17 protein-coding genes, 2 rRNA genes and 1 riboswitch are annotated in these 14,615 nt (G+C 46.4%); of the genes, 2 read left to right on the forward strand and 17 right to left on the reverse strand.

The genetic code is table 11. The annotated features are described in order from the left end of the window. Positions 1 to 26 precede the first annotated feature (26 nt). The 5 genes from rsmA to FHS17_RS29025 all read right to left on the reverse strand — a co-directional run bounded on the left by rsmA (position 27) and on the right by FHS17_RS29025 (position 5,491). Positions 27 to 920, reverse strand: coding sequence for a 16S rRNA (adenine(1518)-N(6)/adenine(1519)-N(6))-dimethyltransferase RsmA (gene rsmA / locus FHS17_RS29005; protein ID WP_279590399.1), 894 nt, complete (start codon positions 918 to 920; stop codon positions 27 to 29). Positions 921 to 927: 7 nt separating this feature from the next. Continuing rightward, positions 928 to 1,473, reverse strand: a complete 546-nt coding sequence (gene rnmV, locus FHS17_RS29010; protein ID WP_167282753.1) for a ribonuclease M5 — start codon at positions 1,471 to 1,473, stop codon at positions 928 to 930. Positions 1,474 to 1,620: 147 nt separating this feature from the next. Continuing rightward, complete coding sequence (locus FHS17_RS29015; protein ID WP_341805939.1) at positions 1,621 to 2,757, reverse strand: ubiquitin-like domain-containing protein; 1,137 nt, start codon at positions 2,755 to 2,757, stop codon at positions 1,621 to 1,623. 240 nt (positions 2,758 to 2,997) lie between these two features. Further along, positions 2,998 to 3,207, reverse strand: a riboswitch (cyclic di-AMP (ydaO/yuaA leader). 183 nt (positions 3,208 to 3,390) lie between these two features. Next, entirely contained in the window at positions 3,391 to 4,164 is a 774-nt protein-coding gene (locus FHS17_RS29020) for a TatD family hydrolase (protein ID WP_167282755.1), read from the reverse strand. A 31-nt stretch (positions 4,165 to 4,195) separates the two neighbouring features. Then, positions 4,196 to 5,491, reverse strand: a complete 1,296-nt coding sequence (locus tag FHS17_RS29025) for an HD domain-containing protein (protein WP_167282757.1) — start codon at positions 5,489 to 5,491, stop codon at positions 4,196 to 4,198. 273 nt (positions 5,492 to 5,764) lie between these two features. Between FHS17_RS29025 and FHS17_RS29030 the strand changes: the two genes are divergently transcribed. Beyond that, positions 5,765 to 6,019, forward strand: coding sequence for an AbrB/MazE/SpoVT family DNA-binding domain-containing protein (locus FHS17_RS29030; RefSeq protein ID WP_028609554.1), 255 nt, complete (start codon positions 5,765 to 5,767; stop codon positions 6,017 to 6,019). Positions 6,020 to 6,141: 122 nt separating this feature from the next. Here the strand turns inward: FHS17_RS29030 and rsmI are convergent, their stop codons facing one another. The 10 genes from rsmI to FHS17_RS29080 form a co-directional block, all read right to left on the reverse strand. Further along, entirely contained in the window at positions 6,142 to 7,029 is an 888-nt protein-coding gene (gene rsmI / locus FHS17_RS29035; RefSeq protein WP_167282759.1) for a 16S rRNA (cytidine(1402)-2'-O)-methyltransferase, read from the reverse strand. Positions 7,030 to 7,065: 36 nt separating this feature from the next. Then, positions 7,066 to 7,761, reverse strand: coding sequence for a methyltransferase (locus tag FHS17_RS29040; RefSeq protein ID WP_167282761.1), 696 nt, complete (start codon positions 7,759 to 7,761; stop codon positions 7,066 to 7,068). Positions 7,762 to 7,830: 69 nt separating this feature from the next. Next, entirely contained in the window at positions 7,831 to 8,247 is a 417-nt protein-coding gene (locus FHS17_RS29045; protein ID WP_167282763.1) for an initiation-control protein YabA, read from the reverse strand. Positions 8,248 to 8,278: 31 nt separating this feature from the next. Beyond that, positions 8,279 to 9,088 (reverse strand): PSP1 domain-containing protein, encoded by an 810-nt coding sequence (locus FHS17_RS29050; RefSeq protein ID WP_167282765.1) that lies wholly within the window; start codon positions 9,086 to 9,088, stop codon positions 8,279 to 8,281. A 4-nt stretch (positions 9,089 to 9,092) separates the two neighbouring features. Beyond that, positions 9,093 to 10,070 carry a DNA polymerase III subunit delta' gene (holB, locus tag FHS17_RS29055; protein ID WP_167282767.1) on the reverse strand — a complete coding sequence of 326 codons (978 nt, stop codon included), beginning with the start codon at positions 10,068 to 10,070 and terminating at the stop codon, positions 9,093 to 9,095. Between the two features lie 121 nt (positions 10,071 to 10,191). Further along, positions 10,192 to 10,635, reverse strand: coding sequence for a YaaR family protein (locus FHS17_RS29060; RefSeq protein WP_167282769.1), 444 nt, complete (start codon positions 10,633 to 10,635; stop codon positions 10,192 to 10,194). Between the two features lie 16 nt (positions 10,636 to 10,651). Continuing rightward, positions 10,652 to 10,981, reverse strand: a complete 330-nt coding sequence (locus FHS17_RS29065; protein ID WP_012772016.1) for a cyclic-di-AMP receptor — start codon at positions 10,979 to 10,981, stop codon at positions 10,652 to 10,654. A 64-nt stretch (positions 10,982 to 11,045) separates the two neighbouring features. Then, entirely contained in the window at positions 11,046 to 11,681 is a 636-nt protein-coding gene (gene tmk / locus FHS17_RS29070) for a dTMP kinase (protein ID WP_167282771.1), read from the reverse strand. Between the two features lie 97 nt (positions 11,682 to 11,778). Then, the gene (locus FHS17_RS29075) at positions 11,779 to 13,257 is read right to left on the reverse strand and encodes an aminotransferase class I/II-fold pyridoxal phosphate-dependent enzyme (RefSeq protein ID WP_167282773.1); all 1,479 of its coding nucleotides are present in this window, start codon (positions 13,255 to 13,257) and stop codon (positions 11,779 to 11,781) included. 87 nt (positions 13,258 to 13,344) lie between these two features. Continuing rightward, positions 13,345 to 13,536, reverse strand: coding sequence for a sigma factor G inhibitor Gin (locus tag FHS17_RS29080; protein ID WP_167282775.1), 192 nt, complete (start codon positions 13,534 to 13,536; stop codon positions 13,345 to 13,347). Positions 13,537 to 13,721: 185 nt separating this feature from the next. Between FHS17_RS29080 and FHS17_RS29085 the strand changes: the two genes are divergently transcribed. Beyond that, on the forward strand, positions 13,722 to 14,252 hold the full coding sequence (locus tag FHS17_RS29085) for a transposase (RefSeq protein ID WP_167282777.1): 531 nt from the start codon (positions 13,722 to 13,724) through the stop codon (positions 14,250 to 14,252). A 42-nt stretch (positions 14,253 to 14,294) separates the two neighbouring features. Here the strand turns inward: FHS17_RS29085 and rrf are convergent. Both rrf and FHS17_RS29095 read right to left on the reverse strand, forming a co-directional pair. Then, positions 14,295 to 14,411: ribosomal RNA gene (gene rrf, locus FHS17_RS29090) — 5S ribosomal RNA — on the reverse strand. A gap of 112 nt (positions 14,412 to 14,523) precedes the next feature. Then, positions 14,524 to 14,615, reverse strand: a 23S ribosomal RNA gene (locus FHS17_RS29095); the annotation flags it as partial.

Raw genomic sequence — 14,615 nt, forward strand, 5'->3', positions numbered from 1 at the left:
CTCAGCCTAACGTGAGGCCGAGTATACTAGCGCCAGCCCGCCGCCAAGAAAGCGCGGCTGATGCGGGCGAATTCGTCGAGGGATAAAGTCTCTCCTCGACGAATAGGGTCAATATCGCAGCTATGCAGCAGCTGCGTCATCTCTTCACGGCGTTCCTTACCCACGAACGCCGTAAGATTATTCGCCAGCGTCTTGCGGCGCTGGGCGAAGCTCGCCTGGACGATGCGGAAGTAATGCGCCTCATCCTCCACATCCACCGGCGGCTTCTCACGCACCGCCAGCTTAATCACAGCCGAGTCTACATTCGGCTGAGGAATAAACACCGTGTGGGGCACGATGCACACAAGTGACGGCTCGCAATAGTACTGCACGGCTACGCTCAAGCTGCCGTATTCCTTGCCACCTGGCTTAGCCGCCATCCGCTCAGCTACTTCCTTCTGAATCATCACGACGATGTTCTCGAGCGGCAGACGCTCTTCCAGCAGCTTCATCAGAATCGGTGTAGTCACGTAATACGGCAGATTCGCCACCACGCTGACGCCGGTCACATCCCCGAAGTGCTCCTCGAACAGCTTTTTCAGATCCAGCTTAAGCACATCACCATGCACAACCTGCACATGCTCTTCGTCCGCCAGAATATCTCCCAGGATCGGAATGAGGCGGTTGTCGATCTCAATCGCCGTTACCTTACCCGCTTCAGCAGCCAGATGCTGAGTCAGCGCACCGATACCTGGTCCAATCTCCAAGGCGCCTTTGGTCTTGTCTAGTCCTGCTGCATTTACAATCTTATTCAAAATATTTTGATCGATCAGAAAGTTCTGTCCCAAGCTTTTTTTGAATTGGAACCCGTACTTCGCAATAATTTCCTTCGTACGCTTTGGCGTTGCAACTTCAATCGCCTTCATATCGTTTCCGTTCATGCTCCGATCACTCCTGTCCCTGTTCCATTGTACGCAATGCCTCTGCAAACTCTTCTCGGGAGATTCGGAAGCTTGTACAACGCTTGAAAAACTGTTTGCCGTTCGCATACCCGATCCCAAGCAGCTTCCCCATCTGAAGACGACGATTCGCCGCATCCGGATGAACAATAAGCCCCGCTTCCATCAGGTCCTCCCACGTAATATCGCCTACACCAGCAGGCTCCTCTGTTCGAAGCTCGGAGAGCGCCTGACGAATGGCTTCAGGACTGGCGTTCTCAATGCCGATATCACCCTTGTACATAGCCTTCTCCTGTGGCAAAAAAGCATGCTTGCAGCCGGGCACCCGCCGAGCTACAATTTTGCGAATTCTCTCACCAGCATGATCAGGGTCTGTGAATATAATAACGCCTCTGCGTTCCATAGCCAGTTCAATGCGCTTAAGCACATCCTCGCCGATGGCAGAGCCATTTGTCTCAATCGTATCTGCTTCAACAGCCCGCTTTACAGCGACTGTATCATCTTTGCCTTCCACCACAATAATTTCCTTAATCACAAGCGAACATTCCTTTCTCCAGCAACTTTCACTCATCTTTTTGCGTCAGTAAGAATGTAACTGCTCCACACCTATACACACAAAAAGAAGAGGCAGCGCCTCTTCTTATAATGGCATATTTATCATCGAAATAATAGCATGAAGCAATTAGCTTGCGGAAGGCTTATTGGGACCAAGTACGTAAACGGTATACCCTTTTTTCCGGCCGAACTTATTGGCATAGCTTGTGCTGTCGAAGTAAACATCAATCTTGTTTCCATTGATGGCACTGCCCGTATCTTCCGCTCTGCGGAAGCCAATGCCTTCGATGTATACCCACCAGCCGATTGGAATAACATCCGGATCAACCGCAATCGTGCGGCCTTCCTTCACTTTCGCGCCGGAAGCCGTAATGCCGTACCCTGGATGATTCTCATCTTTGCCCGTAGAAGCTACACCGGCTGAATAAGCGGTTAACGTCACGTTCTTCAGAATCTTCTTGGCTTTAAAGGTGACTCCGCTCTTCGAATACGAGGCCGTGCTCGCATTGCTTGAGAGTGTATGTACATCCTTCTTCGAGCCGATAGCTACGACCTGGCTTACCGTATGTGTCTGCACAACCTTGTCGACCAGCTTGGAGGAGACAAGAACACCATTCTCATACTTCTTCTCCACGCGTTCAATCACAAGGCCATTCTTGCCGGATTGCACCAGCTTCTCCTTCCCTTTATCAAGGGTTGGATCTTGTTTCTTCACGATCGAGAACGGCAAAGTCCGTTCTGTTTCCGACACTTTTGTATCGACGCGAGTAACGGTAACTGTCATCGCCTTCGAAACGGCCGTGTCTAGAGATGGGTTAACCCTATCTTGATCGCGAACAGGAATATTTAATTTCCCGATCGCCGCCTGTACTGTTTTCTCTGTCGTGTACACCGTCGATGTCTTGCCATCTGCTTTTACAGTAACCGGAACCGCTTGTTTAATTTCAATGCGATCTCCGTCTTTGATGGACGCATTTAGAGGTGACGACACCTCATCATGTGGCCCTACCGTAATAGCTTGTTCATCCAGTAGGCGTTGCAGGACCCATTGTTTTGTCTTCACAACGGTCTCTTGTCCATTCACTACTACGGATACGCTTTTATCAGCCGATCCGTACAACAACACCAAAAACATGAAAGTCATAGCGATTGAGATAATTGCACTCAGAACAATTAAACGCAAATTTTCATGCTTCCATCGCATTGCGAAAGTCATGCTGGATGATCGCTTCCCATGGGTCTCCATAACTTGGTTCATGCCCACTTCAATCGGTCCTCCTTCATAGCCCCGCCGCCAATCTGTTACGCATGATACATTGACGTGACTATTAAGTATATTGGCGTGACGAGCACGCTCCAGTGTTACTTCCTCACACCTCCTGGATCTACCCCTACGAAAGACTATTTCCGCATAAAGCGAAAATAAAAAGAAGCCTTCGACAGAGGATCTGATCGTGGCTTCCTGGGTAGTCAAACATTCAGGAAAAGGTAAATACACGAGGTTGATCGCTCTCTATAGACGCTTACGAGGTTAGCTGACGGGTTCGGGCGAGAGAGCTGCCCTATCCACGGTTCGAATGCTCATGGCAATCGCCGCAAAATTCACCCCTGAAGAATTCAATGCGCCGCATGATGCTAACTTGCTTTCTTAGCCCTGCATCTGCCGACGTTGGTTCCCCCGCTCTCCGATTCGGAGATTAAGCGTAAACTGGAAATCCAATACAAAAGTTAAAGCTCTGAGAAAAATGATACCTTCCTGACCACACAATTGTAAAGACGCGTTAAAAGACGATTTTAACGAAATTTTAGCATTCTGAAGGCAAATAAAGCCGATTCCGCCAATTAAAAAGAGTTTTATCGCCGCTATAGTCTTTATTTCAGTGGTTTTAGTCCGTTTTTAAACAATACCAAAACATTTTTTACCGTTTGTGCTTGTAATAAATGCAATTTCCTCCTTAGATTTTCCTGTTATCTCCGCTGCCATGTCTGCGACTAAAGACACATATGAGCTCTCATTTCGCTTCCCTCTGAACGGATGAGGAGCCAAATATGGAGAGTCGGTTTCGATTAATATACGGTCAAGTGGAACCTGTGCAAGCACCTCTTTTGGCACCCTTGCATTTTTGAAAGTGACAGGCCCTCCGAAGGAAATATAGAAGTTCATATCGAGGCATAATTTTGCCGTTTCCCAGCTGCCGGAATAGCAATGCATGACCCCTCCAACTTCAGATGCTTTTTCTTCCCTCAAAATACGAACGATGTCCTCATGAGCATCCCGATTATGAATGACAATTGGCTTACCCAGCTTCCGAGCGAGGCGGATCTGCTCCCGAAATACACGGTGCTGAACATCCTTTGGTGACGTATCCCAGTGGTAATCAAGTCCAATTTCTCCGATCGCAACAACCTTTGGATGAGAGCAAAGCTGCTCGATCCATTCCAGATCCCCCGGTTCCATATAGATGCTGTCTACTGGATGCCAGCCAACTGCCGCGTAGATAAAATCATACTTTTCTGCAAGCTCGATGGTGGTCGGGATTGTCTCTCGGTTAAAGCCAATGTTGAGCATAAGATCGACACCGGCTGCACGTGCTCGTTCGATAACTTCTGTGCGGTCGCCGTCGAATTGTGAAGCGTCCAGATGGGTGTGTGTGTCGAATAAAGATATCATCTTTGCTGCATTCTCCTTCTATATAAAGCCTTTAAATTTTGAAAAGCTCCCTTACTTCAGCACTTAATTGATGAGCCGAAGCAAGGAGTGGCTCGATCGGATAATAAATATGGTACTGCCCTTGATGCAGGCCGCTGATGGAACGAACAATGTCGGATTTCACCGATATTTCGCTTAAGCTGTTATCGTCATTTAAGAGCAGAATCGGCGCTTTATCCTCTTTCCCGCCTTTTTTCGCATCAGGGCGATATATGTCATAAGGCTGGTCAAATGGAAAATCAATTTCCATATGATAATCCGGATTAAGACCAATGGAGATAAACTGCTGAGCTGCTTCTTCTAATAAAGAGTCTCCTGGATCACTAAGTGTAATGTATTTGTACAATCGGCGATTGAGGAACCGGTCGCATAGCTCGGCAAGAAGAGAATCTCCTTCCTCCGCCCATTGAGCGAAGATCGTCTGCATATAAGCCTCATCCAGCTTCAGATAATCCTTTACTGTAATCGTACCATCTAGAAGTTTGTTGATTGGTCCCGGCATCCATGCAAAGGTATAACCGCTCTCGTACAGCTCCTTCGCCCGACGAGTAATTTGCCGCAATATGATTTCTGAGCTCCGTGTAACCGGATGGAAATAGATTTGCCAATACATCTGATAACGGGACATTAAATAATGCTCAATGGCATGCATGCCGCTTTCTTTCACAACCATCTTACCCTGAAAAGGACGCAGGACGCGCAATATTCGCTCCAGGTCGAAGTTCCCGTAATGAACACCGGTAAAATAAGCATCACGCAGCAAATAGTCCATCCGGTCTGCATCCATTTGGCTGGAGATAAGGCTGACAACGATTGGGTTTGGATAAGTCTTGCCGATAACCGATGCCACTTTTTCTGGAAAATCATCTGACACTTGGCGCAGCACGCGATTAACTTCTGTATCTTCAAGCAAGATCGCACAGGTCCACTGCTCATGATGCGTATCGAACACCTGCTCTAGTGAATGGGAGAACGGTCCATGACCAACGTCATGCAGTAAAGCAGCGCAAAGGGCCAAAAGTCTTTCTTCCTGCGGCCAGTCCGGATAATGATTACGCTCAAACTGTGAAATGATCTTTCTCGTTATTTCATAGACTCCAAGAGAATGGGAGAATCGGCTGTGTTCGGCACCATGAAACGTTAAATAAGAGGTTCCAAGCTGGCGAATTCTTCTTAGCCTCTGAAACTCTTTTGTATTGATCAAATCCCATATCGTCTGATCCTGTACGTAAATATATTTATGAACTGGATCCTTAAATACTTTCTCTTCGGTCAGTTGCTGATTCATTCGCCCTTTCAACTCCTTGTTCATGGTTTCGACACAAAACTATGCTAGAATGTCGAATAGTGTCGTAAATTAGTTTCCAAATTGTCGAAGCTGATGTATTCTATAGTAAGATTAATATGACCTTGCTATAGAGTCAACTTGCCATAAACCGCGGTCTATCAAGGACTTTTGTGGTTGACTATTATGGGAATCGTTGGTATTATAATAGCCATAAAAAGAAAAACTATGTCGAATAGTGACGAAATGTAATTTCCTGAGAGGAGAAACAAAATTATGATGAAATCTACTGGTATTGTTCGTAAAGTCGACGAATTAGGTCGTGTTGTTATTCCAATTGAATTACGCCGTACGCTTGGTATTGGGGAGAAAGATGCTCTCGAGATTTATGTAGACGGCGAGCGTATTATGCTGAAGAAATACGAGCCTGCTTGTATCTTCTGTGGCAATGCAGAAAACGTTTCTTACTTCAAAGGCAAAATTGTTTGCCATATTTGTTTATCTGAAATGCCTACTCCTGTGACAAAATAAGAAAAATAGGTTATAATAGAAATACATCAACTTGTTAATTCTAACCTTTTTATATTCCTTGATGCCTTCCTGTGCTAGAACCCGGCCAGGAAGGTCTTTTTTTGCGTTTATAACGCAGTAAACTATCGGTTTACTGCGTTATAAACATCCCGCTTCGGCAGGCCACGGTCTAGTGCCACTTTTTTTATCGCTTCTTTACGATCTATTCCCTGATTCTCATAATGAGCGACATGATCTTCAAGCTCTAACGCTGTCCACCATGCTTCCCCATTCTCTCCTGCTTCTCTTGCTCCAGAAGCGGCCCCTTCTATAATAAGGCAATATTCACCTAGAGGTGGATGCTCTTCTAACCAAGCCATACATTCCGATATCGTACCACGTGCTGCTTCCTCATGCCGCTTCGTCAGCTCTCTAACCATTGCGATCCGTCGATCGCCCCAATGCTCCAGCATCGCATCAAGTGTCTTCTTCACACGATGAGGCGATTCATAGAGCATCAAGGTTCCCTCTTGGTGCTTCAGATGAGTAAGCCATTCAGCAAGCGGCTTTTTATCCCTTGGAGGAAATCCCGTAAACATAAACTGATCTGTCGGCAATCCCGAGATAATTAAAGCTGATAACGCAGCATTAGCACCAGGGATAGGTACAACTTTGATTCCCTGCTCTACCGCATCTGCTACCAGCTCAGCACCAGGATCTGAGACCGCTGGCAGCCCTGCATCGCTAACAAGTGCAATGGATTGGCCGTCCATCAGCAAACGGATGAGTTCACTGCCGCTGGCTTGCTTATTATGCTCATGATAGCTGACCAGCCTAGTAGAGATTTCGAAGTGAGTAAGCAGCTTCCTTGTCTGCCTTGTATCCTCAGCAGCAATGAGCTGCACTTCCTTTAACGTCCGGATTGCCCGGAATGTCATATCTTCCAAATTCCCGATTGGTGTAGCAACCAGATATAAAGTCCCATAGTCACCATCAGCCAGATCTTTAAAGCTTTTTTGTATCCGTACCATTTGCTAGCTCCCTCTCATCAATAACGCAGCTATCTATTATTCGTATACGAAAATCGGCGGCAAAAGCCTAAGCTCAGGCTTCCCATCACGAATCGCCTCAATTAGAACCATATTCGCTTCTCCCTGCGCTCTCGGATGGACAAATTGTACACGCTTGGGCTCAAGCCGATACTTCCGCATCGTCTCTATAATATCGATAAACCGGGACGGCCGATGAACCATCGCTACTTTACCACCTGGGCGGACAAGTCTGGCACACGCATGAACAACATCATCAAGCGTACAATGTACTTCATGGCGGGCAATGGCATAATGCTCGTTTTCATTCTGGTCTCCTTCTTGAATAGCCATGTATGGAGGATTGACCGTTACTGCATCATAAATACCATTTCCAGCTTCTTTTGCGAATATTTTTAGATCGGCTTCAATAATCGAGATTTGTTCCGACAAGCTGTTCATCTCTACGCTGCGCCTTGCCATATCAGCCAGCCTTGGCTGAATTTCAACCGCATCGATCTTTGCGCTTGTCCTTGTCGTTAGCAGCATCGGGATAACACCATTTCCCGTACAAAGATCAATAATTCGTCCACGCTTCGGAATGGTAGCGAATTTGGTTAATAACACCGCATCAAGCGAAAAGCTGAATACTTCTCTGCTTTGAATAATGCGAAGCCCCGTCTCCGTCATCAAATCATCAATTCGTTCATTCTCTTCTAGTTTTACTTCCTGCACCTTTGACCTAACTCCCCTAACATAAAGATACCGCCCTCTATGACAAGGACGGTAACTTATATTGTTCTATTATTTATTAAGGAAGGATAAGCAGAACAAGCAATCACCTTCCGTCCGCAAATGCCCGTAGTAAACGTTGCAAATGTGGAATCCTTCATGATACAGCCTAGCCAAGTTATCATGCGCCTCACCGACGAGACCGGCCTGCTGCGATGTATCGTTAGCCGTATCTTCCTCCGCATGGGCTGCAATCTCCCGACGGGCAGGCGGGGTAGCCTGTCCTTCTGTTCGATTAGCAGCGGACTTTGGCTTCGGCGATGTCTCGCGCTTTAATATTTTGCGCAGCTGTTCATTTTCAATGCTTAGCTGCAGATTCTCTTCCAGCAGTTCTTTGACACGCTGCTTCAATACGCCTAGATGTACATGGAACTCACCCATCTGGCTTTCCAATTGATCCATTTGATTAAATATTTCTTTGTTCTCCAAGTTTCCACCCCAGAGCTTCAAACGTAGTCGTTCATTGTTCCTTCACAACCACATCGTCTAACGGCAGCTCCTTCGGTTTACCCGACACATCGAACAACTGCACGTATACAGACTTCGTGGAAGCATTGATGCCTGTTACTTTGCCCTCGCCATAAGACGTGACGACGATTTTACCAACGGAAGGCATTTCCTCCCGTACGCTTTCGTAATTGTCATGCTCATATTTCAAGCAGCACATAAGACGGCCGCATAACCCCGAAATCTTTGTAGGATTGAGCGATAAGTTCTGATCCTTGGCCATCTTAATGGATACCGGCTCGAAATCTCCAAGCCAAGAGGAGCAGCACAATACACGCCCGCATGGCCCGATGCCTCCCAGCATCTTCGCTTCATCACGTACACCGATTTGACGAAGTTCAATTCGGGTACGGAAGACGCTGGCCAGATCCTTTACAAGCTCCCGGAAGTCAACTCTTCCTTCAGCTGTAAAGTAGAAAATAATTTTGTTGCGGTCAAACGTGAATTCCACATCAACCAGCTTCATCTTAAGCTGATGATCCTTTATCTTGTCCAAACAAGTAGAAAATGCGTTCTTAGCAGCCGCACGATTTTCCTCAACGACCTTCGCATCTACATCGCTGGCAATTCGGATCACTTTTTTCAGTGGAAGGACGACGTCTGCTTCACCGACTTCTTTCTGTCCAACCACAACTTTGCCATATTCGATCCCCCTGGCCGTTTCAACAATGACATGTTGGTCCTTGTCCACGGGGTGCAGGGCGGGATCAAAGTAATAAATCTTGCCCGCTTTCTTAAAGCGGACACCGACAACATTATACAAGGATTTAGCCCTCCTGTAGGTTTACCAATAGTTGCTCGACAGCAAGCTGCGGGGATACGTTAGCACGTATTCGCTTACCCGCTTCAAGCGTATGCTCGATACAAGAAATCCAGCTCTCGATCGGGCGGTTAAACGCATGCTTGCTTATCCAGTCCAACTGATCTATATAAACAATACTTTCCTGCCTTCCGGCCTGAAATTGAATCATGTCTTTGAACCATAATACAAGTAAAGACAGTAATAGCTGTGTCTCACTCGCAAGGTCCGTTTTAAAAAATTGCTGCTGTGCGGTAATCATCCCCGCGGTGAATCGGGTCAGACTTTCCTTTCCTAATTGTATCACTACGTTTCTGATTTCTGCAAACGTATTCTGTTGGATAATCTCTCTAGCACCATCTAAGCCAGAGCTTAGCTGTACAGCAGCTCGTGCTAGAAGCGGAGGTGTACCTTCTTCGATTAAAGTCTGCAGCATCTCACTTGCGGAGAACGGAAGGAATGGCACCCACTGCGCTCTCGAACGTATCGTCGGCAGTACGGCTTGTCCATTGTCCGTAATCAGTATCGCAACAATAGGAGAAAGCGGTTCTTCTAAAAATTTCAGCAGACTGTTAGCTGCTTGAAGGGTCATTGTCTCTGCTCGTTCAACAATATACACCTTCCGTGAAGTACCGCTTCCCCGGTAGGCAAGCTCCCGCTGAAGATCACGTATTTGATCGATTTTGATCGATTGTCCATCTGGTTTAATCGTAAGCAAATCTGGCTGGTTGCCATTTTCGAACTTACGGCATTCCAAACAGTGATCGCATGCATCATCACCGCCAGCTGAACAGAACAACGCCTTGGCAAACGCTCTTGCCATTGCCGTTCTTCCTGTACCGGAAGCGCCGTAGAACAAATAAGCATGCGACACCTTACCGCTCTGCAACGCATGCTTCAATATTCGTTTTGCTTTCCATTGGCCGGCTACTTGTTCCATGCTCATTGCTGTTCTATATCCTTCCTCTAATTCTAAGTTATTATATGCTTTGTCTATAAATAGGGCTTAGAATTCTCCGGAATGTAACGCGCCCTCCTACTAGAGGGGAGGAGCCGTTTCACCTTGTTTAAAACAATAAATTAATTAGAAGCCCGCGGATTTCGCCGATTCTTCCAAGAAGCTCTATTCTGCCTTGCTCGCTGTCTAACACCTCTTCTGCCATCGATACTAGTGCCGAATCAATTTCATCCAGCAGTTTATAACGCTTGGTCCTGCCTCTTCGATCAAAACCGCGTAGCTCTTTAAGCCCTATCCCGCGTCTAACCGTATCCTCGAGGAACCGCTTCACCATCTGCCGATACATCTTCAGCTCACGGACGGTCATCGTCCTGGCAAGACGCTCACCTTGGTTATGAATCTCGTCCAGCTTCTGCTGCAGCTGTTCCTGCGTACGTAGAGCGTCTTGCTGTACCATCGCATCGGAGAAGCTTCTCACCTGTGCCGGCTTCGTAGCTGTATCCCCGCCTGTACGGTTTTGGCCAAGCGGACGCCAGCTTTGATCGATCTTCATCGCTCAACACGCTCCATCAGAAATGTTCAAATCGCTCAACAGGAACGACGAATACCGCTGCGCCCCCTACTTGCACCTCTACAGGGAATGGAATATACGAATCGGTGGAACCACCGATTGGAGATACAGGTGTAACCAATTGATCTCTCACTTTACAGTTCGAGCTGATTACCTGAAGTACTTCATGAACACGCTCGTCCTCAATACCGATCATAAAGGTTGTATTGCCTGCACGAAGGAAACCTCCTGTACTAGCAAGCTTCGTAGCGCGGAACCCATCCTTTACAAGGGCGTTCGATAAACGGTTGCTATCCTTATCTTGTACAATCGCAATGACTAATTTCATCCTCATTCCTCCCAAGTGGTTAATAGAACAGGCACAAAGTCATTCCTACGGTGTATATTGCAGGTCAGCTGTGAAAAAATCTACGGTCAATCGTCAAAATAACCTCTTCCAATACAACATCAGCCGCATTTTCGGCATTTACCCGTACGATCCGTTCCGGGAATTGTTCAAGAAGCTTCAGATAACCTTCCCGCACAAGCTTGTGGAAAGCAAGCGATTCCAAGTCCAAACGATTTACTTCCCGCCCGCGAGACGATTGGATTCGTGCTATCCCCATTTCCGGATCTATATCCATATAAATCGTCAACTGGGGCATCGCTCCATCTACCGCAAAGCGATTAATCGACCAGACCTCATCCATCCCAAGCCCTCTTGCGTGGCCTTGATAAGCAAGACTGCTGTCGACGAAACGATCGCATATAACCATTTGACCGTCTTCGAGAGCCGGCATTACCTTCTCAACCAAATGCTGACGTCTTGCTGCTGCATAAAGCAAAGCCTCTGTCCGCGCATCCATAGCAGTATGACTGCGGTCCAATATTACGGAACGGATCTGCTCCGCAATAGGAATGCCTCCTGGCTCACGGGTCGTAACTACACGTTTGCCCCGTTCCTGCATCGTATGCACCAGCCGCTCAATCAGTGTTGTTTTGCCGGCACCTTCGCCGCCTTCTATTGTAATAAAAATGCCCTTATTCAACTTCTAACGGCTCCTAACCTTAACTAGTTACTACGGTAAAGATGTATTACTTATATTCTAACAAAGCCACTACCCTTGTACAATTAAATTCACCTAATTAGCGAGGATATACGGCAATTGTCTGCATCGTGCTGTCGATTGCGCCCTGAAATTTAGCTCCTGTCTCAGCTAATGCCGAAATATAACGAATAAGCTGAGCTGTCAGCATTTCCCCCGGATACACAATAGGAATGCCAGGAGGATAAGGGATCACCATTTCCGCAGCCTCAAAACCTTCAGCCTCCGATAAAGGCGTTCTATGATACTGTCTGCTTTTTCTACTCCACTCTACTGGCTTTAATCCAATTGGATTACCATTACCCGGATAAAATACAGTTGAAACTTTCCTCTCTCCGCTCTTTGCAGGATTAGCTTTAATCATCTGCTCTATAAGCGTACAGACCGCCTGCAGCTTAAGTCTATCTTCATCCCCTGTCTGGCCTCCCCATACAAGGACGACATGCCTTAGATCCGCCATCTCCACCCAGCAGCCCTGTTCTTCAAGCATTCTTTGCAGTTCAAACCCCGAATATGTCCTTGTTTCATCCCATAATACAATTCGTAATGGATCCAGTATATCGTACGCTGTTGAATTTTTTTCTGTATGCAATACTCTTAAAGCTCGTCCCTCTCTATCTATCCAGCTCCGAAAAGCCTGTGCTGAATCACACCCCTTATCGAACCATGTAGACCGATAACGATCTACCATAACACGTGCAACATCAAGAGACGCCATAATTGGAAAAGAAGGACTGGAGCTTTGTATTGCAGAAAGTGCCTTACGAATAGCTTCTCTTGGAATACGGCTACCTTGTATATGCAGCATCGCTCCCATCGTTAAAGCAGATAATGTTTTATGCGTAGACTGTACAACGGCATCTGCACCAGCCTGAATAGCTGATTCAGGAAAAGAAGGATGAAATCCAAAATGTGCACCATGTGCCTCATCTATTAACAGTAGCTTGTCATAGGAATGGACTAGCTCCACATAGCTTCGCAGATTCGTGCTCATGCCATAATAATTCGGATTTGTAAGCATAACCGCCTTGGCCTCCGGATATTGCTCGAGAGCCTGTCGAATATCCTCATAAGAAGGAGTAGTTGCAAGACCTGTCTCCTCATCCATACGAGGCATAACAAATACGGATTTAGCTCCCGCTAGTCTTAACCCGTTTATAACCGACTTATGTACATTCCGTTGGACAATGATAAGGTCTCCCGGCTCGCACACACCCAGAATCATTGCAAGATTCCCAGACGTACTTCCACCTACAAGGAAAAAGGTTTCCTCTGCCCCAAAACACTCTGCAGCAAGCTTCTGGGCTTCCGCAATTGCACCTTCCGGGTGGTGGAGATCATCGGTAGAAGACAATTCTGTTGTATCCAGTTTCATTATCGTTGCTAGCCATTGACTCTCTATATCATGTTCATTTTCATATACTTGTCCATATCGATGGCCCGGTACATGGAAGCTTACCGGACTTGTTTCATAGTGTCGTACTAGAGCTTGAAATAACGGGGCCTGCAAATGTTTCATGGTGAAAAAAGCTTCCCTTCTATCTTTTTCATCTATTGTAACGGATTTCTGCACAAAAAAAGAGCGGCATCCTATAATAGAATCCGCTCAGGCATTTTTCTCAATAAAAATCTGTTTCATTTGATGAATAAAGAAAGGATATTTGGCGTCCTTCACGTCTGTACGCACCATCTCAGATTCACATGTCTCACAAATAAACCCGGAAACAATACGAATCCCTTCACCCTCTGCCTTATGCTCCCCACATATACTACAGTGAAGTTGGCGATCTTCTAACATAGCTTTCCCGCCTTTCTGTCATTCTATATAGCTACTATTATGGCACTTATTCTAGCGGTTTATACTTGTTTCATAGCCCATTTCAAATATTTATATATCGTATGCAGTATCCGCCTAATTGGTGAATCCAAAATAACCGATATACTAAGAAAGCGATATCTCAAAATCACGAAGGGATGTAAAAAATGCGTCAATCCTTATTAGAACAACAGGCAGCTACTATTTATCAATATAAGCTTGTCCGAAGAAAAGTTATTCGTCCTGAGCTTATCCAAAGCCATATCCTAATTACAGCGATCCTGCTTGGCTTTCAACTTCTTATGTATGGCAAGGATGGTCTGTTCAGTTGGTTAATCGGATTCGCCATCGTACAGGTCCTTCACCTCATCATCCTATTGCTTGCCTTTATTCGAGTAGAGGATGCCGTAGACCGGCGATGGATATGGGGAATCACCCCACCTTGGTTTGGCTTCAAGCCAGCAAATGATATTCGTCTAGCACTATTCCGCCGTGTACACCGCCATCTATTCTGGATCGGCCTATGTGCTGTTGCTATCACCTATCCATGGATTGAACCATCACTCTTCATTAGCATTTTTTGCTGGCACTTATGGCTAATCATCCCCCGGATGCTCCTATCCCTCACCTTCCGTAAGCAGCGTAAGGACGGCATCCTTCGACTTCAGAAAAATGAAGCCTCTTATTATCATCAATAACAAAACAAAAAGCCTGCCGCATAATGCGACAGGCTCTTTATTGCTTGGCGACGTCCTACTCTCCCAGGACCCTGCGGTCCAAGTACCATCGGCGCTGGAGGGCTTAACGGTCGTGTTCGGTATGGGAACGCGTGGTTCCCCTCCGCCATCGCCACCAAACGTAAGCGTTAGCTTATTCAAGGATTTGCGCCTTGAAAACTGGATGCGAAAGTTTTTATTCTCCTTAAGTCAAAGCATATGCTTCCGAAGTAACTTTCCTTCAGAAAGTTTGTAGGATAAGCCCTCGACCGATTAGTATTCGTCAGCTCCACACATTGCTGTGCTTCCACCCCGAACCTATCAACCTCGTCGTCTTCAAGGGGT

Source organism: Paenibacillus lupini (assembly GCF_011761355.1).
GTDB lineage: Bacteria > Bacillota > Bacilli > Paenibacillales > Paenibacillaceae > Pristimantibacillus > Pristimantibacillus lupini.